This window comes from Streptomyces sp. NPDC059861, from assembly GCF_042731435.1.
Lineage (GTDB): Bacteria > Actinomycetota > Actinomycetes > Streptomycetales > Streptomycetaceae > Streptomyces.
The window spans coordinates 183,512-203,710 of record NZ_JBHWJQ010000006.1; the positions used below are offsets into that span (position 1 = coordinate 183,512).

Here is a 20,199-nt window from a genome sequence, read left to right on the forward strand (position 1 = left end):
CGCACGGTGCCGCCCCCGTCCTTCGCACACCGCGACTCTTCAGTCACGCTACGCTCACATGGATCCAGACACAGTCCGGCAACTCGACACCAGAGCGACAGCTCACCCACGTACCACCCTTCACGGCAGAACGGCACAAGGCGACGAATGCCCCAGCACACCTCCGGGTCCGACCGGGCGGCGATCCCCCCAGCCGCCCGCGATGGTGGCAGCGATCGGCCGCCCGCTCCCTCGACGCTCGACGAGCTCTGGCGGTCGTACAAGGAGACGGGGGACGAGCGGCTGCGGGAGCAGCTGATTCTGCACTACTCGCCGCTGGTGAAATACGTGGCGGGACGGGTGAGCGTGGGGCTGCCGCCCAATGTCGAGCAGGCGGACTTCGTCTCGTCCGGAGTGTTCGGTCTGATCGACGCGATCGAGAAGTTCGACATCGACCGCGAGATCAAGTTCGAGACGTACGCGATCACGCGGATCCGGGGCGCGATGATCGACGAGCTGCGGGCGCTGGACTGGATCCCGCGCTCGGTGCGGCAGAAGGCGCGGAACGTGGAGCGGGCGTACGCGACGCTGGAGGCGCGGCTGAGACGGACGCCGAACGAGGGGGAGGTGGCCGCCGAGCTGGGCATCCCGGTGGATGAACTGCACGCGGTTTTCAGCCAGTTGTCACTCGCCAACGTCGTCGCGCTGGAGGAGCTGCTGCATGTCGGCGGCGAGGGCGGCGACCGGCTGAGCCTCATGGACACGCTGGAGGACACCGCCGCGGACAATCCGGTGGAGGTGGCCGAGGACAGAGAGCTGCGGCGGTTTCTGGCGCGGGCGATCAACACGCTGCCCGACCGGGAGAAGACCGTGGTCACGCTGTACTACTACGAGGGGCTCACGCTCGCCGAGATCGGCAACGTGCTCGGGGTGACCGAGAGCCGGGTGAGCCAGATCCACACCAAGTCCGTCCTCCAGCTGCGCGCGAAACTGGCGGGCTTCGGCCGCTGACCTGGTCTGATATCGGCGGGGTGGTGTGCTGCCTCCCGCCCGGGGTGGTGCGTCCGTAAAGTGGACGACGTGCCAAGGATTCGAGCGGCCTCCGTGGCCGAGCACCGGTCGATGCAGCGAGCCGCCTTGCTGGACGCGGCTCGTTCCCTGCTGTCCGAGGGCGGGACGGAGGCGCTGACCTTCCCGGCCCTCGCCGAGCGGACGGGCCTCGCGCGGTCCTCCGTGTACGAGTACTTCCGCTCCCGGGCCGCCGTGGTCGAGGAGCTGTGCGAGGTCGACTTCCCGGTCTGGGCGGCGGAGGTCGAGGCGGCGATGGCCGCGGTGGACGGCGCCGAGGCCAAGACCGAGGCGTATGTGCGGGCGCAGCTCGCGCTGGTGGGGGACCGGCGGCACCGGGCCGTCGTGGCGATCTCCGCGAGCGAGCTGGACGCCGGGGCCCGGGAGAAGATCCGTGCGGCGCACGGCGGGCTCGTGGCGATGATCGTGGACGCGTTGCGGGACATGGGGCACGTGGAGCCCCGCCTGGCGGCGATGCTGGTGCAAGGGGTCGTGGACTCGGCCGTGCGGCGGATCGAGCTGGATGTGGAGGAGCCGCCGGTGGTGGCCGAGGCCACGGTGTCGATGGTGCTTCGGGGCGTGCGCGGCTGAGGGTCGGCTGCGCTGCCGGCTGTGGGGGGCTGCAGGGGCTGTGGGGCTGCGGAGGCCGACTGGGCTGCGCCCGGTGCCGGTCAGCTGGTCCGGCTATGCCGGGAGTGGCAACCCCAGTACCGGCAACAGGCGTGACGGCTCTCTCCGCAGCAGCCACGGTGGCAGCAGCGACAGCGGGTCCAAGTAGGTCTCGCCTCTTCGCAGGCCCCAGTGGAGGCACGGCGTGGCGCAGTGGGCACCGGAGGCCTCCGCCGTGCCGATCACCTCTCCGGCGGCGACCTCCTCGCCCTTGCGTACCGAGGCGTGGACCGGCTGGTAGGTCGTTCGCAGGGGTGGGTCGCCGGTTCCTGCGAGTTCCAGTGAGACCACGCCCTTTCCGGCCACCCTGCCCGCGTAGGAGACCCGGCCCGGCGCGACGGCTCGAACCGGTGTTCCCGGCGGGGCCGGGAGATCCACCCCGCGGTGGCCGCTGCTGTAGCGGGTCGCCGGGGGTTCCCAGCCGCGGAGGATAGGCGGGCGGGCCCCCACCGGCCACGCGCGGCCGATCACCGGAACCGAGGCGTCCCGGCCCGGAACCGAGGTGTCCGGGCCAGAAGCCGGGGCGTCCGGGCCAGGAACCGAGGCGTCCTGGCCCGGAACCGAGGTGTCCGCTGTCGGGACCGGGGCCTGCGGACTGGCCGGGGCCGCCGCCGGCTGTGGGTCGGCCGCGTCGGCCGGGGCCGCTGCCGTCAGGGCCAGCAACAGGACGCACGTCGCTCGTGCGCTTCGCTTCGCTCGCATGGAACGAACCGTGCCGTATCGGCCACCGTCCGGGCCCCGGCCTGTGGAGTACCGCCGGGTTGTGGACAGCCGCGTCACCCGGGGGGTCGGCGGTCCCGTACACTTCTGGTGGCGATCCGGGTCACCGGGTCGACTTCGCACGCCCCGATATCAGGGCCGGAAACGGTCCGTATCAGCGCCCCTCGGTCCCTTGTGGCACGGCGCATGTGGGCGTCAGGCGCGGGAGCCGTCCGGCCCCCGCGGCACAACCGAGAAACACGAGGAGAACGGCCATGGCCGTCGTCACGATGCGGGAGCTGCTGGAAAGCGGCGTCCACTTCGGTCACCAGACCCGTCGTTGGAACCCGAAGATGAAGCGCTTCATCTTCACGGAGCGCAACGGCATCTACATCATCGACCTGCTCCAGTCGCTGTCGTACATCGACCGCGCCTACGAGTTCGTCAAGGAGACCGTCGCCCACGGCGGCACGGTCATGTTCGTCGGCACGAAGAAGCAGGCGCAGGAGGCCATCGCCGAGCAGGCCACCCGCGTCGGCATGCCCTACGTCAACCAGCGCTGGCTGGGCGGCATGCTCACCAACTTCTCGACCGTCTACAAGCGTCTGCAGCGCCTCAAGGAGCTCGAGCAGATCGACTTCGAGGACGTCGCCGCTTCCGGTCTGACCAAGAAGGAGCTTCTCGTGCTCTCGCGCGAGAAGGCCAAGCTGGAGAAGACCCTCGGTGGTATCCGCGAGATGCAGAAGGTGCCCAGCGCCGTCTGGATCGTGGACACCAAGAAGGAGCACATCGCGGTCGGCGAGGCCCGGAAGCTGAACATCCCGGTCGTCGCCATCCTCGACACCAACTGTGACCCGGACGAGGTCGACTACAAGATCCCGGGCAACGACGACGCGATCCGCTCCGTCACCCTGCTCACCCGCGTGATCGCCGACGCCGTCGCCGAGGGCCTGATCGCCCGCTCCGGTGGTGCCGGTGAGGGCAAGGGCGAGAAGGCCGCGGGCGAGCCGCTCGCCGAGTGGGAGCGCGACCTGCTCGAGGGTGAGAAGAAGGCCGACTCCGAGGAAGAGGCCCCGGCTGCCGAGGCCGCCCCCGAGGCGCCGGCCGCTGAGGCCGCCCCCGAGGCCGCGGCCCCCGAGGCTCCGGCCGCCGAGGCTGCCCCCGAGGCGCCGGCCGCGGACGCCGAGCAGGCCTGACCCGTCGGTGTGCGGCGGGAGCGGTGACACGCAGTCCGCTCCCGCCGTTCACCCGTAGGTCACGGGTACGTCCAGGGTCTGGATCTACATGTAGACCGTAGAACCCGCAGACGTTCGAACCCGTAGATCTTCGATCTTCCAGACTTCGAGAAAGATTCACAGACTCATGGCGAACTACACCGCCGCCGACGTCAAGAAGCTCCGCGAGCTCACCGGCGCCGGCATGATGGACTGCAAGAAGGCGCTGGACGAGGCCGACGGCAGCGTCGAGAAGGCTGTCGAGGCGCTGCGCATCAAGGGCCAGAAGGGCGTCGCCAAGCGTGAGGGCCGCTCCGCCGAGAACGGCGCCGTGGTCTCCATCATCGCCGACGACAACTCCTCCGGCGTCCTGGTCGAGCTGAAGTGCGAGACGGACTTCGTCGCCAAGGGCGACAAGTTCCAGGCCGCCGCCCGCGCCATCGCCGAGCACGTCGCCAAGACCTCCCCGGCCGACCTGGAGGCCCTGCTCGCCTCCGAGATCGAGGCCGGCAAGACCGTCCAGGCGTACGTGGACGAGGCCAACGCCAACCTCGGCGAGAAGATCGTTCTGGACCGCTTCGCGCAGTTCTCCGACGGCTTCGTGACCGCGTACATGCACCGCACGATGCCCGACCTGCCGCCGCAGATCGGTGTCCTCGTCGAGCTCGACAAGCCGAACGCAGAGGTCGCCAAGGGCGTCGCGCAGCACATCGCCGCCTTCGCGCCGAAGTACCTTTCCAAGGAGGACGTCCCGGCCGAGGTCGTCGAGACCGAGCGCCGGATCGCCGAGGAGACCACCCGCGCCGAGGGCAAGCCCGAGGCCGCGATCGCCAAGATCGTCGAGGGTCGTGTGAACGGCTTCTTCAAGGACGCCACGCTGCTCGGTCAGCCGTACGCGCTCGACAACAAGAAGTCGGTCCAGAAGATCCTGGACGAGGCCGGTGTCACCCTGAAGCGCTTCACGCGCATCAAGGTCGGCATCTGAGTCCGTACCGCGATCGACGCGCGGCCCGGGGCGGAATGCCGCTAGGGTCGACCGCAGTCGTCCACGTCGCTCGCGTGGGCCGGCGCGCCAGCGCCCGCGACGGACGACAGCAGATCTGACGAGGAGGCCATTGCGGTGTAGGGGAGAGAAACCCACCACCGGCAATGGCCTTCTTCGTATGTGCAACCGTAAAAGAGGCGAGAACCCCATGACCACCAAGGCCCAGAAGAGCGACGACGGCAAAGTACGCGGCCGGTTTCTGCTGAAGCTGTCCGGAGAGGCCTTCTCCGGCGGCGGGGGCCTGGGCGTCGACCCGGACGTGGTGCACGCCATGGCGCGCGAGATCGCGGCCGTGGTCCGTGACGGCGCGCAGATCGCGATCGTGATCGGCGGCGGCAACTTCTTCCGCGGCGCCGAACTCCAGCAGCGCGGCATGGACCGCGCCCGCTCGGACTACATGGGCATGCTCGGCACCGTGATGAACTGCCTCGCCCTCCAGGACTTCCTGGAGAAGGAGGGCATCCAGTGTCGGGTGCAGACCGCCATCACCATGGGGCAGGTCGCCGAGCCGTACATCCCGCTGCGGGCCGTACGGCACCTGGAGAAGGGCCGCGTGGTCATCTTCGGCGCCGGTATGGGCATGCCGTACTTCTCCACCGACACCACCGCCGCCCAGCGCGCCCTGGAGATCGACGCCGAGGCACTGCTGATGGGCAAGAACGGTGTGGACGGGGTCTACGACTCCGACCCGAAGACCAACCCGGACGCGGTCAAGTTCGACTCGCTCGGCTACGGCGAGGTCATCACCCGCGACCTCAAGGTGGCCGACGCCACCGCCATCACGCTGTGCCGCGACAACAAGCTGCCGATCGTGGTCTTCGAGCTGCTGACGGAGGGCAATATCGCCCGCGCCGTCAAGGGTGAGAAGATCGGCACGCTGGTGGGTGACCAGGGCAGCCGGGGCTGACCCGGTTTCAGCCACGCCGTCCGCCGGAACGCCACCTGTCCGGGGGACGGACGGGACGGACCCAGGCCGGGGGATGGACAATGTTCTACGGGTCGGGAACCGTGCAGGAAGAAGACGCGACGCAGCCGGCCGCCGCCGCCAAGGAACCGCAGCCGGGCCTACTCAAGACACGCAGGAGCAAGTGGTGATCGAAGAGAGCCTCCTCGAAGCCGAGGAGAAGATGGAGAAGGCCGTCGTGGTCGCCAAGGAGGACTTCGCCGCGATCCGCACCGGCCGTGCGCACCCGGCGATGTTCAACAAGATCGTGGCCGACTACTACGGCGCGCCGACGCCGATCAACCAGCTGGCTTCGTTCTCCGTGCCGGAGCCGAGGATGGCGGTCGTCACCCCGTTCGACAAGAGCGCGCTGCGCAACATCGAGCAGGCGATCCGGGACTCCGACCTGGGCGTCAACCCGAGCAACGACGGCAACATCATCCGGGTGGTGTTCCCCGAGCTGACCGAGGAGCGCCGGCGCGAGTACATCAAGGTCGCCAAGGGCAAGGGCGAGGACGCCAAGGTGTCCATCCGCTCCGTCCGCCGCAAGACCAAGGACGCCATCGACAAGCTCGTCAAGGACGGCGAGGTCGGCGAGGACGAGGGCCGTCGCGCCGAGAAGGAGCTCGACGACACCACGGCGAAGTACGTCGCCCAGGTGGACGAGCTGCTCAAGCACAAGGAAGCCGAGCTGCTCGAGGTCTGATGAACGACTCTCCCTGGGGGGCACCGCCCCACGCCGGGTACTGGGGGCCGTCCGACCGGGGGCCTGTCCAGGGGGCCGCCCCGGCGGGTCCCACATACGATGCGCTTGACGCGCAGCAGACTCGCCCCATGCCCATCGTGCCCGACGTATCCGCACATGGCGGAGACCAGGATGACGACCGGGGGGCCGCTCGGCTGGGCGGCCCCTTGTTCCGCGACGAGAGCCCGTCGGCGCCGCCCTACGGCACGGTGCCGCAGAATCCGGAGCCCATGCACGACGCCCCTCAGCCGGCACCCGCACCGCGGAAGAAGAGTGCGGGCCGTGACCTGGGTGCGGCGATAGGTGTCGGGGTCGGACTCGGTGCGGTGATCGTCGCCTCCCTGTTCATCGTCAAGGCGGTGTTCGTCGGGGTCGTCGCGGTGGCCGTGGTGGTGGGCCTGTGGGAGCTGACCAAGCGGCTGGACGAGCGCAAGGGCATCCACGCGCCGCTGGTGCCGCTCGCGGTCGGCGGTGCCGCAATGGTCGTCGCCGGGTACGTGCGGGGCGCCGAGGGCGCATGGGTGGCGATGGCGCTCACCGCACTCGCGGTACTGGTCTGGCGGATGACGGAACCGCCGGAGGGCTATCTCAAGGACGTCACGGCCGGGGTCTTCGCCGCCTTCTACGTGCCGTTCCTCGCGACATTCGTCGCGATGATGCTGACCGCGCACGACGGGCCGCAACGGGTCTTCATGTTCCTGCTGCTCACCGTGGTCAGCGACACCGGCGCCTACGCGGTGGGCTGGCGCTTCGGGCGGCACAAGCTCGCCCCGCGCATCAGCCCCGGCAAGACCCGTGAGGGCCTGATCGGCGCGGTCAGCTTCGCGATGGCCGCCGGTGCGCTGTGCATGCAGTTCCTGATCGACGACGGCACATGGTGGCAGGGCCTGCTCCTGGGCCTCGCGGTCGCCGCGAGCGCCACGCTGGGCGACCTCGGCGAGTCGATGATCAAGCGCGACCTCGGCATCAAGGACATGGGCACGCTGCTGCCGGGGCATGGCGGGATCATGGACCGGCTGGACTCGTTGCTGCCCACGGCACCGGTGGTGTGGCTGCTGCTGGTGCTGTTCGTGGGTTCCGGCTGAGCCGTCGTCCGCGTCGGAGAGCCCCTGCCCTGTGACGGGCGGGGGCTCTGGTCGTTCCCGCGGGCCCGCATCTCCCACACCGAGCCCTGAACTCTCCGACCTGCGGTGCGTGTTCAGTCCTTCGAGGCCGAAGTGACGGGAGGTGAGCGATGGACACCGACGTACTGACCGGTCCGGCATGCCAGGGAGGGCATCCAGGCCGATCCTGACGACCCCTATCCGATGCGCCTGTACGACGCACTCCGCGACCGGGGTCATGTCCTGCTGCTCTACGCGGACGCGGACGGACACGCGGGCACCTTCGCGGACCTGGCCGCCGAGGCGCGCACGGCGAGTCACGATCACGTGGAGGTGTACGCGGTGCTCGCCGCCGGGACGGATGCCGACGGGGCCGGGCTGCCCGTCCTGTGGGACAGCCGGGGCGAGTTCCGCCACGGCTACGAGGTGGGTGAGGGTCCAACGGCCCTGCTCATCCGCCCCGACGGCTACATCGGCGCTCGCGTCACCCCGCCGTCCGTGACGGCCCTGACCCATCACCTCACGCAGGTCTTCGCTCCCTGATCGACGACTGGAGCGCGAAGACCGGGCGACGACCAACGTCGAGGGCCCGCTTCAGCGTTCGAGACATCACACGTGCTGCTGAAAAGTCGACGACACAGCGATCACCGCGTACGGACAGCCCCCCCTTGATCAAGCTGGTGTCTTCTGCGAAGGAGACGCCACCGTGCGAATTTCTGACATTCAGCGCTGTGAGGTCCGGCCCGGACAGCTCGTCGAGTGGACGTTCAGCAAGGCGACCGTATCGGCCGCGGCAGCGCTGCCGTCGGATCCGCGGCCGCCGGCATACATCCAGGAGTCGCACATCAGGACCGCGCGATCGGTGCGCGAGGACGGACTGTTCGTACCGACATGGCTCGGCACGGCCTTCGACCTGCCGGGCCGCGCCGACCTCGACGCGCTGGAACGGGCGTTGCACGGCTGGACGCTGCGTCACGAGACGCTGCGCAGCGGCTTCCGATGGGCCGGCGACGACATGCAGCGGTTCACGCTCCCCGAGAACGAGGTGTCGCTGCGGCGCGAGGTCGTCGGCGACTTCGCCGACGCGGAGGCGCTGATCCACTACCTGCAGAACCGATTCGATGTGGCGGCGGACGCCCTCGGCTGGCCGAACTTCATCTACGCGGCGGTCGTCCGTGACGAATCCACCAGCGTGTACATGGCTTTCGACCACACCAACGTCGACGCCTACTCCCTCCAGCGCATCCCCGACGAGATCCACGAGTTGTACATTGCGGACGTCATGGGACGACCCGACATCGGCATCACCGCGGGAAGTTACGTCGACTTCTGCCGGCAGGAGCGGGCGAACGCCGACGGGATCGACGACACACACACGATCGTGGCTCGCTGGCGGGAGTTCATCGGCCGATGCGACGGAAGGCTGCCGGAGTTCCCCGTCGACCTCGGTCTGCGGCCCGGTGACGTACTGCCCACCCAGAAGCTCATGTGCGAGCCGCTGGTCGACGCGGACGCCGCAGCCGCGTTCGAGACGTACTGCCGACCCTACGGCGGCAGCCTGGTGGGCATTCTGGCCGCCACCAGCCTGATCGTCCACGAACTCGGTGGGCAGCCGGTCTACCGCACGGTCGTGCCGTTCCACACCCGGCTGAAGTCCGCGTGGTCGGACTCCGTGGGCTGGTACGTCGGTGGCGCCCCTATCGAGGTGCCCGCGGCGCGGGACTTCGACGGGGCGCTGGAAACGGTCCGCGCCGAGCTGCGGGCCAACCGGTCGCTGGCGCGCATTCCCCTGGCCCGCGTACTGCGGCTGCTCGGCACGGACTTCCGGCCGACGTCGCCAGATATGTATTCGATCGTCTCGTATGTCGACGCCCGCCTCATTCCCGGCTCGGCCCGTTGGACCGAGAGAAAAGCCTATGGACTGATCCGGGTTTCCTACGGAGACCAGGTGTGCGCCTGGGTCAACAGGCTGCACGAGGGCCTGTGGTTCGCCTGCCGCTACCCGGACACCGACGTCGCCTACAAGAACGTGCGGCGGTACGTCGAGAGCCTGCGGGACCTGATCGTCTCCGTGCCGGCCCCCTGTTGACGCAACTGCGCTCCGCTTTCCCCGCGTTGATGCGGGCGCCGAGTCGTACCTGACGCCCGTACGCCCCACGTGACGGCACCCACCGAACTTCAATTCAGCTTCTTATAAGGCCAATTCGCCCATGCGGTGTTGTTGTGAGGTAATGCCCCACGGAAGGGATGTCCGGTGTGGAAAGCCGCGTGTGGTTACTGATAGCGTTTGTGCAGTCACGTTAGGCAATCAGCCTCGATGTACGAGCGAAAAGCCGAGGGTTCCATGCGCAAGCTTCAGCAGGTCGTGATCGCAGCAGTGGCGGCGGCGGGCGGCCTGTCCGCCGTCGGCGCCGGCACCGCTGTCGCCGACACCACCGACAGTGGGCAGAAGGTGTACGACCTCTACCGCCCCTACCAGGAGTGCAGCCCGCAGACGGTGTCCGAAAACGACGTTCCGATCGGTGTGCTCGGCATCGCCGGCACCATGGACACGACCTGCGGCCAGTTCAACAACGACTTCACCGGCTGACGTCCGCGGCGTCATCGCGCCCGGCGCGCCCGTTGTCCGAGCGGATCGGGCATCCCAACGAAGGAAAGCGCATCACATGTCCAGCAGCAAGAAGATCGCGGCTGTCCTGGTGCTCGCCGGCGGCCTCGTGGTGACCTGCACCGGTGTCACCAGTGCGTCTGAAGTGAGGGGCCCCGGTTCCTGCAACCGTGACCTCCTGGGCAACATCAGTTGCAGTCAGCACATCGAGGGCGTGATCCCCGAAGACGGTGTCATCCCGCACCACGAGACCTGCACCCCGGTGCAGCCCTTGACGTTGCCCGCGGCCTGGGGCAACGGGACGACGCAGATCGGGCCGAAGGTGACCTGCTCGCCCGCGACAACGGGAGCGCCCGACGAGGCCGACGCCACGCTGGAGACGGTCGGCCTGCTGAGTTGAGTCCGGGCGACCCCGATCCTTCCCCCCGGCGCGACGCCCCCCGCGTGACGCAGCGAACATGCGACACGACACCCGAGGTGTAGATCCTGAGATGTGACGAAACGTGTGTATATCCTCACACTGAGTAGTCAAGCCAGGCGCCGTGCCTGGACAAGAAAGGGTCATACCATGCGCAAGTTTCAGCGTGCTGCGGTCGTAGCTGTGGCGGTCGCGGGGCTGTCCGCCTTCGGTGCCGGGGTCAGCTTCGCCGGCGATGGCGAGAACGCGGTTCCCGTCTCCGCCGTTGCCAACTCGTCGGCCACCGCCCTGGCTGTCGGGGGCGGTTACTACGCTCAGCCGCAGGCCGAGAAGAAGGCCGGGCCGGAGGAGCACCAGGCCGCGCCCGAGCAGCACCAGGCCGCGCCGGAGCAGCACCAGGCCGGGCCGGAGGAGCACCAGGCCGCGCCCGAGCAGGACTACGGCCAGCACGGCGAAGGCGAGTAAAGGGCGTACCGAGGGCTCTTCTTCTCAGTACTGCCACATACGCATCGATCTTCTGCGGAAGCCGATGCACATCGCACCACCGCAACGGCCTCGTCCGGTGACAACTCGGCCCGCTCCACCGTGCGCCGAGTGACATCCCTGGCGAAGGCAGCCCGGACGCACGGCTGTTCATCAGGATATGCGTCCGGGCTGCGGCAATTCCGCCGTCTGGTACGTCTGACAGCGCGGCCAGACGCAAAATGATCATTTTCCCTTCTCGGCCCGGGCGCAACCGGTCAATTGGCCCCAGCGCCCGGGCCTGCGTCGTAAAGGAATGCAGCACATGTTCACTCCGCGGAAGCTCGCCGCCATCTCGGCGATCGTCGGAAGCCTCGCCGCGATCTCTGTCGGCGCCGGACACGCACACGCAGAAGGACGCTCAGGTGACTGCGGCAGCGCCGCACAGGGTGACGCCGTCTGCATTCGCAAGAGCGAGACCCACGTCAAGAAGGACGGGGAGCACATCGTCAGGCAGGAGCAGCAGTGCACGACGGTCGACCGGCCGAACGTAGTGTTCCGGGAGTACCAACTGCTGGGCGAAAAGCCCGAGACGGCCGGAGCCGGCGCGGTTGTGGACTGCTCCAACACGGCGAAGATCCCCGAGGGGTCGAGGCCGCATTTCGATTTCTGAGAGACGTCGGCCAATGCCGGACTGGGATTCATCCCGGCCCGGCATTTTCTTGTGCACCGAGCCTGTCGGCGGACAGAGAAAAGCCCGTTGCCCCGACCGCCGGCCGGGGCAACGGACAGGATTCGCCCTACTGGCCGACCTCGTTGTTGCAGCCCATCGTCGAACCCAGGGAATTCTGCTGCGCGCCCGAGTTGCCTTCGCCGTTGAGGAGGTTGCCGCCCACGCCGTTGCCGACGCCGACCTGGCCGAGGATGTCGACGTTGGCGTCGTGCGACCCGCAGGTGGTGCTCTGAACGATGCTGTAGCCGCCGTTGCCGTTGCTGCTGCCGTAGCCGCCCTGGTCGGCGTGGGCAGTTCCGGCGGCGAGGAGTCCCGCGCTCCCGAATGCGGCGACGAGGAAAGCTGCGGTGCTGAGCTTGTGCATGGCATCTCCAAGGGAGTGAGAGAGCGAACGATCAGCGTTCCAGGCGAAGGCTGACGAGAAATACCCGAAGACCTGCGGTGGCGCTTTGGCCGCGGGAGATGCCGTCTTTCCCGCAGGCCTGCCGACGCACATGGTCCCGGCGCCCTGCCCTGTGGCCGGGTGCCGGGACCATCAACTGACTGACGACCTGGCGTCGGTCAAAACCTCAGAAGGCGCTGTTGTTGCAGCCCATCGTGGAACCGATGTGGGTGGACTGGGCGCCCGGGTTGCCCTCGCCGTTGAGCCCGTTGCCCAGCAGGCCGTTGAGCAGGCCGACCTGGCCGAGGACGTCAAGGTTCAGGTCGTGCGACTTGCACTGCGAGCTCTGCGTGATGTGGAACTTGTCGCCGTCGCTGCCCTTGCCCTGGTCGGCGTGGGCGGTGCCGCCCACGAGTCCGATGCTGCCGATTGCAGCGACCAGCACGGCAACGTTGCGAAGCTTGCGCATGTCATCTCCGGTGAAGTGAGTGGGTGCGATCTGTGGAAGATCGACTTTCTACAGTTACGGGAGATTAATGCGAAATACGGCAAAGCGGGGCGACGACGCGCCGATCTCGTGATCCTGCGGTAATAGCACCCGAAAGCCGTATCGCATACCAAAGCTCAGGCGTCGCAATCACGGTGTCCGCGGTCGACGCCTGGCCGTTCAATGGCGTTAGTTCGCCCGCGCATTGGCGAACGAGTTCGCCTGGCTGTTGGCCTGGGTGCAGTCGACGCCCCGGGTCTGGGACGCGGCGAGCAGGGCGACCGGGACATTCGCGGAGAGCAGGTTCTGCGGGCTGCACTCCTGGGAGGGGCGGAACAGGTTGGCCTGGCTCGCCGGGGCGGCCTGCCCGGTCTGCTGGGCCGGCGGGGCCTGCGGAGAGAGCTGGGGGCTGATCTGCGGGTTCAGCTGAGGGTTGACCTGCGGGCTGACCTGGGTGCCCCGCGGCGGAGCCGCGTGCTGCGGAGTCGGCGAGCCATAGGTCTGCGCGGATGCCTGCGCGGAGGTGGCCGAGGCGGCCTGGGCGTCCGGCTGCGAGACGGGAGGCGGCGCCCCGTCGTAGGTGACGGGAGTGGCGGCGGAGCTTGGGCCGGCACCGACGGCGGACAGACCGCCGGCTGCTGCGACGATGAGCGCGACTTGCTGAAGCTTGCGCATGGAATCCTCGGCCCTTCATTGACCTGTGCACGGAACCTGGTGAAATGCTGATGAGGCAGCGCGGTCGTCGCAGTTCTGCCGCCCTCTGCGGCGTGCGACGGACCATCGTTCTTGCCCCGTGGGGAACGAAGTTGGCGCGGACCCAGATACGGGCGCCGGATCGTGGTCACCCGTTTGACGCAAGGGTGTCGGCGCGCGCCTCAACTGCTCTGTCGATAGCGGCAAATGGGTGACGGACCTTCCTGTGCCGTGACCGTGGCGAAGAAGACCTCGTTCCACGGGGGAGGGCAGCAACCGTGAACCTGAAGACGCGTGAGGGAATTCGCTGCTGGCTCCGATGCGAAGTCCGCGTGCTCCTCAAGATTGACCGCTGCTGAAGTCGTAGTGCGCGTCGCGTGCCCACCTGCACGCGTGACCGCGCGCTGAATGCAATGGATTACCGTTACAGGTATCGAAGGGCCGAGGGTTTAATGCGCAAGCTTCACAAGGCCGCGCTCGTGGTAGCAGCGGCCAGCGGTCTGACCGGCATCGGCGCCGACGCCAGCCATGCCGATAGTCCCGGGGGATACGGCAGTGGCGCTCCGATGTCGGCTCCCGATCACCCTGCGGCCGCCCCGCAGTCCCCGCAGCAGGCAGGTCCTGCCGCCGCGGCCGCGTCGCAAGGAACGGCACAGGCCGCCGCCTCGCCCTACCAACAGCAGTCCGCTCCGGCGCCGTACCCGCAGCAGGCCGCTCCGGCGCCGTACCCGCAGCAGCCGGTCCAGGCTGCCCCGCCGGCGCCACAGCAGAGCGGCTACGCCTACTCCGCTGCCTCGTCGCAGGGAACGGCGCAGGCCGCCACGTCGCCGCCGCCCCAGCAGGCCGCTCCGGCGCCGTACCCGCAGCAGGCCGCTCCGGCGCCGTACCCCCAGCAGGCTGCTCCGGCGCCGTACCCGCAGCAGCCGGTCCAGGCTGCCCCGCCGCAGCAGCCGCAGGTCATGCCCCAGGTCGTACCGCAGGTCATGCCCCAGGTCGCCCCGCAGGTCGCCGTCCCGCAGGCCTTCGCTCCGGAGCCCCCGATGCAGGTCGCCCCGCAGCTGAACCCGCAGATCAACCCGCAGGTGAACCCGATCGTCAACCCGCTCGTCGCGCCGCCGACCGCACCGGAGTTGTCGCCGGTCGGCCTCGGGCAGCTCGCGGCACCGCCCATCGGCCAACTGGGACTTCCGCGACTCGGCTGACGGCCGCTCGCAACCGCCCGCCATACCAACTCCTCCTGTTGCACCCCCCATCCGCTCGAACAACGGAGTAGCAATGCGCAAGTTTCAGAAGGTCGTTCTCGTAGGCGCCATCCTCGGAAGCGTCGGCTCCCTCGGTGGCACCAACGCCGTCGCCGATGACCTGGGCAACGACCTCGAGCTCACGCAGGGCATCGAGTGCCGCTCGCACGACATGAACATCGAGGTGATCGGCAGCGTCGGCGCCCTCACCGGCCTGGCGGGCAACCTGCTGAACGGCGAAGGGAACCCGGGGGCGCAGCAGAACCACCTCGGTTCGGACATGGGCTGCAACAGCCAGGCCCTCTGACCGACACGCACATATCAATTCGACGCCAGCGGCTGCCGGAAGGCGGCCGCTGACGCGTACCACCGCCGATGCCTTCGACTGGTCCATCGGCGTGGATCACCGGCTTGCTTCGCACGCGCCTCGGGCCCCGGGAGAAGGTGTCACTGACCTCTCCCGGGGCCCTGTCTCTTCCAAGGAACGCATCCGTCTAACGAGCCTGCGCCCAGCGGGGTCACGCCTGACGGTCCGCAGCGGCAGGCATCGGCGGCAAAGCGGAAGCCGCCGTCCTGACGCCTTGTGCGGCGACAGTGACGGCGGCTTGACCCGGCAGAACTGATCGGGGTCCGAGATCAGCCTGCATTCCTGCTTCGGCGACCGGGATCGGTCTCGCCATGTCGGCCATCAGGACGTCCCCTTCTCAGGGCACACCCCGTGCGGCCGTGTGGCGGCCGGGTCAGTCAGCGGGCCTGGCCCGGACGGAAGCGACGGAACAGGATCGTGCCCGTGACGAGGAGCGCGGCGGTGCCGGCGACAGCCGGGGCCGCGAGGTCCGCTCCGGTGTGGGCCAGCTGGGGCACCTCGACGTGCGGGCCCGGCTGAGCCGGGACGAGAGCCGGGGACCTCGGGGTCACCGGCTTCGCCGGGGTGCTCGGGGCCGGGGTGCTCGGGGCCGGGATGTTCGGGGTCGAGGTCTTCGGGGGCTGGCTGGGCTCGCCAGGGCCGTTGACCGACGAGTTGCCGAAGACCGGATTGCCCACGCCGACCACGTTGACACTGTTCCCGGAGACGTTCACCGGCAGATCGATCGGGAGCTGGATGCCGTTGCCCGAGAGGAGCCCGGGCGAATCCGTGGCGAGCCCCTGCGCCGACGCCCCGCCGGACACGCTGGAAGCGGCGGAGTCGGTGCTCTCCTCCGAAGCGGTGCTGTCCTCCGAGGCGGTGCTGTCCTGCGAACCGGCGGCCTTCGCCGCGCCCTTGTTCGCGCAGGAGTTACCCGCTGCCGGGTTGAGCAGGCCCACGACGTTCACCGTGTTGCCGCAGATGCTCACCGGCACGTTCACCGGGATCTGGATGGCGTTGCCCGAGGCCACCCCGGGCGAGCCGGCCGCCACTCCCTCGGCGCTGCTTCCGTCGGCCGCGAAGGCGGCGGACATGGGAAGCGCCATGGCCATCGCGCCGGACGCGGCGGCGACGGCGAACACACTGTTTCGGGTAACCCGTTTCATAGGTTAATTACCTTCCTGACACCATCGCGGGTACTCACCCGCACTCATAAAACGCCCGTTCGCGATCAGAGTTATGGGTGTGGTCTTCGAGGCCACCCTCGGGCACTAGCCCTCGGACTGCGTCACCGATCCGGAGTGGGCCGACCAGGGTCTCGGAAGGCGAAATGCGGTCCCCGTTCAATCGGATAAGCGCACTTGGCGTGGACTGCTTATGTGAGCCCGTAGCGGAATGGAAGGTCAGTCGCCCATGATCTCGTCGATCAGGCCGCGGATGCGCTTTTCTATCTCGTCGCGGATCGGGCGAACAGCTCCTACTCCCTGCCCGGCCGGGTCCGGGAGCTCCCAGTCGAGGTAACGCTTTCCGGGGAAGAACGGGCAGGTGTCGCCACAGCCCATCGTGATGACGACGTCGGACGCCTGGACCGCTTCCACGGTGAGCACCTTGGGGACCTCGGCCGAGATGTCGATACCCACCTCGGCCAAGGCTTCGACGACAGCGGGGTTCACGGTGTCGGCGGGGGCGGAACCGGCGGAACGCACCTGGACGCGCTCGCCTGCGAGGTGAGTCAGGAAGGCGGCGGCCATCTGGGAGCGCCCGGCGTTGTGGACGCAGACGAACAGGACGGACGGTCGCTCGGCGGAAGTGGTCATGGCGGGTGTCTTTCTGGCTGTGGCGCGTCAGGAGTTGGGGGGAGCGGCGCGTTCGGGTTCGCCTTGGACGGGGACGGTTCCCGTCTGTGCGGGTGCGGGTGCGGGTGCGGGGGTGGGTGTGGGTCCGGCTGCCGGTGGTGGGGGTGCGGGTGCGGCTGTGAGTGGTGCCGGTGTGGCTGTGGCTGAGGCTGCGGGCTTGGTGAATACGGCGGCCACGAGGGCCAGGCCGAGCGCGGCGCCGGTGAACTGCGCCGCGATGAACGGCAGGACAGAGGCCGGCGCGATGCCCGCGAACGTGTCGGTGAAGGCACGGCCGATGGTGACGGCCGGGTTGGCGAACGACGTGGAGGACGTGAACCAGTACGCCGCTCCGATGTAGGACGCCACGGCCACTGGCGCGTAACGGGCCCGCCCGGTCCGGACGAGCCCGAGGATCAGGAAGACAAGGCCGGCCGTCGCGACGATCTCGCCGAGCAACAGGTGACCGGCGGAGCGGTCATGGGTTGACCACTGCATCAAGGGTTCGGCGAACATCGCGTCGGCGAGGACGGCGCCGCCGATCGCCCCGGCCGTCTGCGCGGGGAGGTACGCGGCCACATCGCGGCGGGTGAGCCCGTCGGGGGTGCGGCGGCCGGCGAACCAGGCCGCAAGCGTGACAACGGGGTTGAACTGCGCGCCGGAGACCGGCCCGAGCAGCGCCACGAGTACGCCCAGGCCGAACACGGTCGCCAGGGAGTTGGCCAGCAACCGCACTCCGACGTCCTCGGTCAGTTCGGTGGCCTGGATGCCGGAGCCGACCACCACCACGACCAGGGCGGCCGACCCGACGGCCTCGGCGAGGGTCCGGCGCCCGAGCGATGCGCTCACGCTGTCGCCTCGGTCTCGTGCGTGGTGGTGAGGAACGTCGAGAGCCGGTCCAGGGTGTCGGGCAGCGCCCAGTAGTAGACCCACGTGCCCCGGCGCTCGCAGTCGATCAGCCCCGCCTGTCGGAGCAACTTGAGGTGATGCGAGATCGTCGGCTGGGACAGGTCGAAGGCCGGGGTCAGTTCACACACGCAGACTTCGCCGCCGGCCCGTGAAGCGATCAGCGAGAGCAGGCGCAGCCGCACCGGGTCGCCCAGCGCCTTGAAGACCTTCGCCAGATCGGTCGCCTGTTCCTCGTCCAACGGCGTGGCCAGCAGCACTGGGCAGCAGCCGGTGGATCGATCGTCCTGCCCGACCACCACGAGTTCTTGCTTCGACATTCTTCTATATTGACGAACGTCTATCCTGAGCGCAAGCTCTGTATCGACAGGTATCGATACAAGCGGATGGGGGCAAGTCATGTCTCGTGCTCAGCTCGCCCTGCGCGTCGGCGACCTCGAAGCGTCGATCGCCTTCTACTCGAAGCTCTTCGGCGTCGAACCGGCCAAGCGCCGCGAGCGCTACGCCAACTTCGCCATCGCTGAGCCCCCGCTCAAGCTCGTGTTGATCGAGGGCGAGGCCGGCGAGGAGACCCGCCTGGATCACCTCGGCGTCGAGGTCGAGTCCACCGAGCAGGTCGGCGCCGCCACCACCCGGCTGAGGGACGCCGGCCTGGCCACCTTCGAGGAGGGCGACACCACCTGCTGCTACGCCCTCCAGGACAAGGTGTGGGTCCACGGCCCCGGTCGCGAGCCGTGGGAGGTGTACGTCGTCAAGGCCGACGCCGGCGCCCTCGGCAAGGGCGCCGAGACCGAAGGGGAAGTGGCCGCCGCGACGGGATGCAGGTGCGGCCGACCGGACGACCCGACGCCCTTGTGAGACACGGGCGCCGATGAGGCGTGCGGCCGCTGGTGTCTCAGGTCGTCGGCTCCGGGCCCCAGGTGTCAGGCCCCACTCCTCGCCAGTCGATCCACGGCGCCTCCGCAAGCTCCGCCGGGTCGACCTCCAGCCCGGCTCGGCGGAGGAATTCCGCGACGTCGGCCAGGTTGTGGGCCAACCCGAGAATCTCGCCGTCCACGCGCACGCGCCGGCCGCCCGTGGGTGACGGCGGATGCACGGTCACGCGAATCGATCCGGACACGCCTTCAGGATCATCCGGGCCATGCGGCCCCGCATGCCGGCGGGTCACCGGCTCGGCCGCTCGCTCAGGCCCCTGCCCGGCTGTCCCAGGTCACGCAGCTCCCACCATGCTGCGGGCCTTGGTCGCCGCTGCTGCCAGTAGGGATGGAAGAACACCTGGGTCGACAGCCGGTACAGGCGCCGACGCAGCTCGGCACGGCCGGGCCGTTCGGCGAGCTGCCGGTAGGTGGCGCTCCATTCCTGCTGCGCCTGGGCGAGGTCGGCGGGGAAGGTTCGCATGGCTGAATTCAAGCATGTGTTCGATTTTCGAGTCCACCGAGGGGTCCGCGTCGACGGCATGGAGGACAGGCCCGAGCGCCTCAAAGGGGCGCATGGGAGGCTTTCGGCAGCACTCGCTCAGGGTGTCTTCGTTGCGGACTGCCTCGCGCTCTTGTTCCTGTTGGTCTCCGTGGCGCTCCGAGCCGCGCCGGAGGGGGCGCTCTTCCGTCTCGGTGCCCTCTCTGTGCCCGAGTCCGTGCGGGATGGCGCTGTCCGCGTCTTCGCGGTCGGCCACTTGAGCTCGATCTCGAGCTCGATCTCCCCGCTGCCGATCTCCACCTCGATCTCGCTGCGCAAGTCGTCGGGGATCCGCAGGCTCAGCGTCCCGGGGCTGAGTTCCAGTTCGGCGTCCCCGCCTTCCCTCAGCGCCTCTGCGAGCGCCGTGAGCTGGTCAGCGGCCTCATGGCGTGACAGCGAGCGCTTCTGCTCAAACTTGAGATCCTTCATGGGTGACCTCCGATTTGGAGCAATAAGCCAGACAGAACCCATTCTGTCGCGATACGCAGGAGCGGCCCACCCGGGTGCGGATGTCCTCTCCTCCTCGTAGCGATCGGCCTTGATGCTTGCCGTCCTCCCCGGCTTCCGCGATCAAGTCACCTCTCTCCGAGGTCCGTCTCATGGCTTCCGTTCGGCTGCCTGGTTCGGTTCCTCCTTCTCAGCGCAGTTCCTCGGCCAGTCCGACGATGATGCCCTCCGGGCCGCGGAGGTAGCAGAGCAGATAGCTGTCCTCGAACCGGGCGATCTCGCCGACGAGTTCGGCGCCGTGAGGGCGCAGGCGGGCAAGGGTGTCCTCGATGTCGTCGACGGCGAACATGACGCGGTGCGTGCCCAGGATGTTGTGCGGCCGGTTGCGCGGCCCGGCGCTGATCACCGCGGGGCTGCGGTACTTCGCCAGCTCGAGCCGGCTGTGACCGTCCGGGGTCCGGACCATCGCGATGTCACAGCGGACGCCGTCCAGTCCGGTGCACTGGTCGGCGACGAGGCCCTCGGCCTCCGCCCTGCCCTCCAGCTCCATACCGAGTTCCACGAAGAAGGCGATGGCGGCCTCCATGTCCTCGACGACGATGCCGACGTTGTCCATCCGCTGAATCGCCATGCTGGTCTCTCCTTCTTCCTGGTGCGGCCGGTGGCGGCCGCTGATGTCCCTGGGACGGAGCCGGTGGCACGTTCTCGACATCCGCAGACC

General features: G+C 68.8%; 28 protein-coding genes. 16 read left to right on the top strand and 12 right to left on the bottom strand.

The window, feature by feature from the left end; all coding sequences use genetic code 11:
- The first annotated feature begins 147 nt into the window (after nucleotides 1–147).
- Together whiG and ACFV6X_RS07775 are read left to right on the top strand one after the other, a co-directional pair.
- Nucleotides 148–990, top strand: coding sequence for an RNA polymerase sigma factor WhiG (gene whiG, locus ACFV6X_RS07770; protein ID WP_385379145.1), 843 nt, complete (start codon nucleotides 148–150; stop codon nucleotides 988–990).
- Between the two features lie 93 nt (nucleotides 991–1,083).
- Nucleotides 1,084–1,638 (top strand): TetR/AcrR family transcriptional regulator, encoded by a 555-nt coding sequence (locus ACFV6X_RS07775; RefSeq protein WP_385379305.1) that lies wholly within the window; start codon nucleotides 1,084–1,086, stop codon nucleotides 1,636–1,638.
- A gap of 93 nt (nucleotides 1,639–1,731) precedes the next feature.
- Here ACFV6X_RS07775 and ACFV6X_RS07780 read toward each other — a convergent pair whose 3' ends face one another.
- Nucleotides 1,732–2,418, bottom strand: a complete 687-nt coding sequence (locus ACFV6X_RS07780) for a M23 family metallopeptidase (RefSeq protein WP_385379148.1) — start codon at nucleotides 2,416–2,418, stop codon at nucleotides 1,732–1,734.
- A 272-nt stretch (nucleotides 2,419–2,690) separates the two neighbouring features.
- Between ACFV6X_RS07780 and rpsB the strand changes: the two genes are divergently transcribed.
- The 11 genes from rpsB (at nucleotide 2,691) to ACFV6X_RS07835 (ending at nucleotide 11,626) form a co-directional block, all read left to right on the top strand.
- Nucleotides 2,691–3,611 carry a 30S ribosomal protein S2 gene (gene rpsB, locus ACFV6X_RS07785; RefSeq protein ID WP_385379150.1) on the top strand — a complete coding sequence of 307 codons (921 nt, stop codon included), beginning with the start codon at nucleotides 2,691–2,693 and terminating at the stop codon, nucleotides 3,609–3,611.
- Between the two features lie 166 nt (nucleotides 3,612–3,777).
- Nucleotides 3,778–4,614 (top strand): translation elongation factor Ts, encoded by an 837-nt coding sequence (gene tsf, locus ACFV6X_RS07790; RefSeq protein WP_385379153.1) that lies wholly within the window; start codon nucleotides 3,778–3,780, stop codon nucleotides 4,612–4,614.
- A gap of 208 nt (nucleotides 4,615–4,822) precedes the next feature.
- Nucleotides 4,823–5,581, top strand: a complete 759-nt coding sequence (gene pyrH / locus ACFV6X_RS07795; RefSeq protein ID WP_365446904.1) for a UMP kinase — start codon at nucleotides 4,823–4,825, stop codon at nucleotides 5,579–5,581.
- A gap of 184 nt (nucleotides 5,582–5,765) precedes the next feature.
- The gene (frr, locus tag ACFV6X_RS07800; RefSeq protein WP_365446906.1) at nucleotides 5,766–6,323 is read left to right on the top strand and encodes a ribosome recycling factor; all 558 of its coding nucleotides are present in this window, start codon (nucleotides 5,766–5,768) and stop codon (nucleotides 6,321–6,323) included.
- On the top strand, nucleotides 6,323–7,447 hold the full coding sequence (locus tag ACFV6X_RS07805) for a phosphatidate cytidylyltransferase (protein ID WP_385379157.1): 1,125 nt from the start codon (nucleotides 6,323–6,325) through the stop codon (nucleotides 7,445–7,447). Before frr ends, ACFV6X_RS07805 begins: the two co-directional genes overlap by 1 nt.
- 222 nt (nucleotides 7,448–7,669) lie before the next feature.
- On the top strand, nucleotides 7,670–8,008 hold the full coding sequence (locus tag ACFV6X_RS07810) for a hypothetical protein (protein ID WP_385379160.1): 339 nt from the start codon (nucleotides 7,670–7,672) through the stop codon (nucleotides 8,006–8,008).
- A 163-nt stretch (nucleotides 8,009–8,171) separates the two neighbouring features.
- On the top strand, nucleotides 8,172–9,554 hold the full coding sequence (locus tag ACFV6X_RS07815; protein ID WP_385379163.1) for a condensation domain-containing protein: 1,383 nt from the start codon (nucleotides 8,172–8,174) through the stop codon (nucleotides 9,552–9,554).
- 255 nt (nucleotides 9,555–9,809) lie between these two features.
- On the top strand, nucleotides 9,810–10,055 hold the full coding sequence (locus ACFV6X_RS07820) for a hypothetical protein (RefSeq protein WP_385379166.1): 246 nt from the start codon (nucleotides 9,810–9,812) through the stop codon (nucleotides 10,053–10,055).
- A gap of 76 nt (nucleotides 10,056–10,131) precedes the next feature.
- Complete coding sequence (locus ACFV6X_RS07825; protein WP_385379169.1) at nucleotides 10,132–10,473, top strand: hypothetical protein; 342 nt, start codon at nucleotides 10,132–10,134, stop codon at nucleotides 10,471–10,473.
- Nucleotides 10,474–10,641: 168 nt separating this feature from the next.
- Entirely contained in the window at nucleotides 10,642–10,956 is a 315-nt protein-coding gene (locus ACFV6X_RS07830; RefSeq protein WP_385379172.1) for a hypothetical protein, read from the top strand.
- Between the two features lie 313 nt (nucleotides 10,957–11,269).
- Entirely contained in the window at nucleotides 11,270–11,626 is a 357-nt protein-coding gene (locus ACFV6X_RS07835) for a hypothetical protein (RefSeq protein ID WP_385379175.1), read from the top strand.
- Between the two features lie 127 nt (nucleotides 11,627–11,753).
- Here the strand turns inward: ACFV6X_RS07835 and ACFV6X_RS07840 are convergent, their stop codons facing one another.
- From ACFV6X_RS07840 to ACFV6X_RS07850, 3 genes are all read right to left on the bottom strand, one after another.
- Nucleotides 11,754–12,050 carry a hypothetical protein gene (locus ACFV6X_RS07840; protein WP_365446919.1) on the bottom strand — a complete coding sequence of 99 codons (297 nt, stop codon included), beginning with the start codon at nucleotides 12,048–12,050 and terminating at the stop codon, nucleotides 11,754–11,756.
- A gap of 205 nt (nucleotides 12,051–12,255) precedes the next feature.
- Nucleotides 12,256–12,537 (bottom strand): hypothetical protein, encoded by a 282-nt coding sequence (locus ACFV6X_RS07845; protein ID WP_385379178.1) that lies wholly within the window; start codon nucleotides 12,535–12,537, stop codon nucleotides 12,256–12,258.
- Between the two features lie 207 nt (nucleotides 12,538–12,744).
- Nucleotides 12,745–13,230, bottom strand: a complete 486-nt coding sequence (locus ACFV6X_RS07850; RefSeq protein ID WP_385379180.1) for a hypothetical protein — start codon at nucleotides 13,228–13,230, stop codon at nucleotides 12,745–12,747.
- Nucleotides 13,231–13,700: 470 nt separating this feature from the next.
- Between ACFV6X_RS07850 and ACFV6X_RS07855 the strand changes: the two genes are divergently transcribed.
- Both ACFV6X_RS07855 and ACFV6X_RS07860 read left to right on the top strand, forming a co-directional pair.
- Entirely contained in the window at nucleotides 13,701–14,450 is a 750-nt protein-coding gene (locus tag ACFV6X_RS07855; RefSeq protein ID WP_385379183.1) for a hypothetical protein, read from the top strand.
- A 73-nt stretch (nucleotides 14,451–14,523) separates the two neighbouring features.
- Complete coding sequence (locus ACFV6X_RS07860; protein WP_385379185.1) at nucleotides 14,524–14,796, top strand: hypothetical protein; 273 nt, start codon at nucleotides 14,524–14,526, stop codon at nucleotides 14,794–14,796.
- A gap of 437 nt (nucleotides 14,797–15,233) precedes the next feature.
- Here the strand turns inward: ACFV6X_RS07860 and ACFV6X_RS07865 are convergent, their stop codons facing one another.
- The 4 genes from ACFV6X_RS07865 to ACFV6X_RS07880 all read right to left on the bottom strand — a co-directional run bounded on the left by ACFV6X_RS07865 (nucleotide 15,234) and on the right by ACFV6X_RS07880 (nucleotide 17,896).
- A complete protein-coding gene (locus ACFV6X_RS07865) occupies nucleotides 15,234–15,977 on the bottom strand; it encodes a chaplin (RefSeq protein WP_385379188.1) in 744 nt (247 codons plus the stop codon).
- A 261-nt stretch (nucleotides 15,978–16,238) separates the two neighbouring features.
- Nucleotides 16,239–16,652, bottom strand: a complete 414-nt coding sequence (locus tag ACFV6X_RS07870; protein WP_385379190.1) for an arsenate reductase ArsC — start codon at nucleotides 16,650–16,652, stop codon at nucleotides 16,239–16,241.
- A gap of 27 nt (nucleotides 16,653–16,679) precedes the next feature.
- Nucleotides 16,680–17,519, bottom strand: a complete 840-nt coding sequence (locus tag ACFV6X_RS07875) for an aquaporin (RefSeq protein ID WP_385379193.1) — start codon at nucleotides 17,517–17,519, stop codon at nucleotides 16,680–16,682.
- Complete coding sequence (locus ACFV6X_RS07880) at nucleotides 17,516–17,896, bottom strand: ArsR/SmtB family transcription factor (RefSeq protein WP_385379196.1); 381 nt, start codon at nucleotides 17,894–17,896, stop codon at nucleotides 17,516–17,518. Before ACFV6X_RS07880 ends, ACFV6X_RS07875 begins: the two co-directional genes overlap by 4 nt.
- A gap of 79 nt (nucleotides 17,897–17,975) precedes the next feature.
- On the opposite strand from ACFV6X_RS07880, the gene ACFV6X_RS07885 reads away from it, so the two are divergent.
- Nucleotides 17,976–18,434: an ArsI/CadI family heavy metal resistance metalloenzyme gene (locus ACFV6X_RS07885; RefSeq protein ID WP_385379199.1), complete on the top strand. Its 459-nt coding sequence runs from the start codon at nucleotides 17,976–17,978 to the stop codon at nucleotides 18,432–18,434.
- Nucleotides 18,435–18,471: 37 nt separating this feature from the next.
- On the opposite strand, the gene ACFV6X_RS07890 is transcribed toward ACFV6X_RS07885, so the two are convergent.
- From ACFV6X_RS07890 to ACFV6X_RS07905, 4 genes are all read right to left on the bottom strand, one after another.
- Nucleotides 18,472–18,696: a hypothetical protein gene (locus ACFV6X_RS07890; RefSeq protein WP_385379201.1), complete on the bottom strand. Its 225-nt coding sequence runs from the start codon at nucleotides 18,694–18,696 to the stop codon at nucleotides 18,472–18,474.
- A 44-nt stretch (nucleotides 18,697–18,740) separates the two neighbouring features.
- Entirely contained in the window at nucleotides 18,741–18,974 is a 234-nt protein-coding gene (locus ACFV6X_RS07895; protein ID WP_385379203.1) for a hypothetical protein, read from the bottom strand.
- Between the two features lie 117 nt (nucleotides 18,975–19,091).
- Complete coding sequence (locus ACFV6X_RS07900; RefSeq protein WP_385379206.1) at nucleotides 19,092–19,460, bottom strand: amphi-Trp domain-containing protein; 369 nt, start codon at nucleotides 19,458–19,460, stop codon at nucleotides 19,092–19,094.
- Between the two features lie 208 nt (nucleotides 19,461–19,668).
- Nucleotides 19,669–20,109 (bottom strand): VOC family protein, encoded by a 441-nt coding sequence (locus tag ACFV6X_RS07905; protein ID WP_385379209.1) that lies wholly within the window; start codon nucleotides 20,107–20,109, stop codon nucleotides 19,669–19,671.
- Nucleotides 20,110–20,199 lie beyond the last annotated feature (90 nt).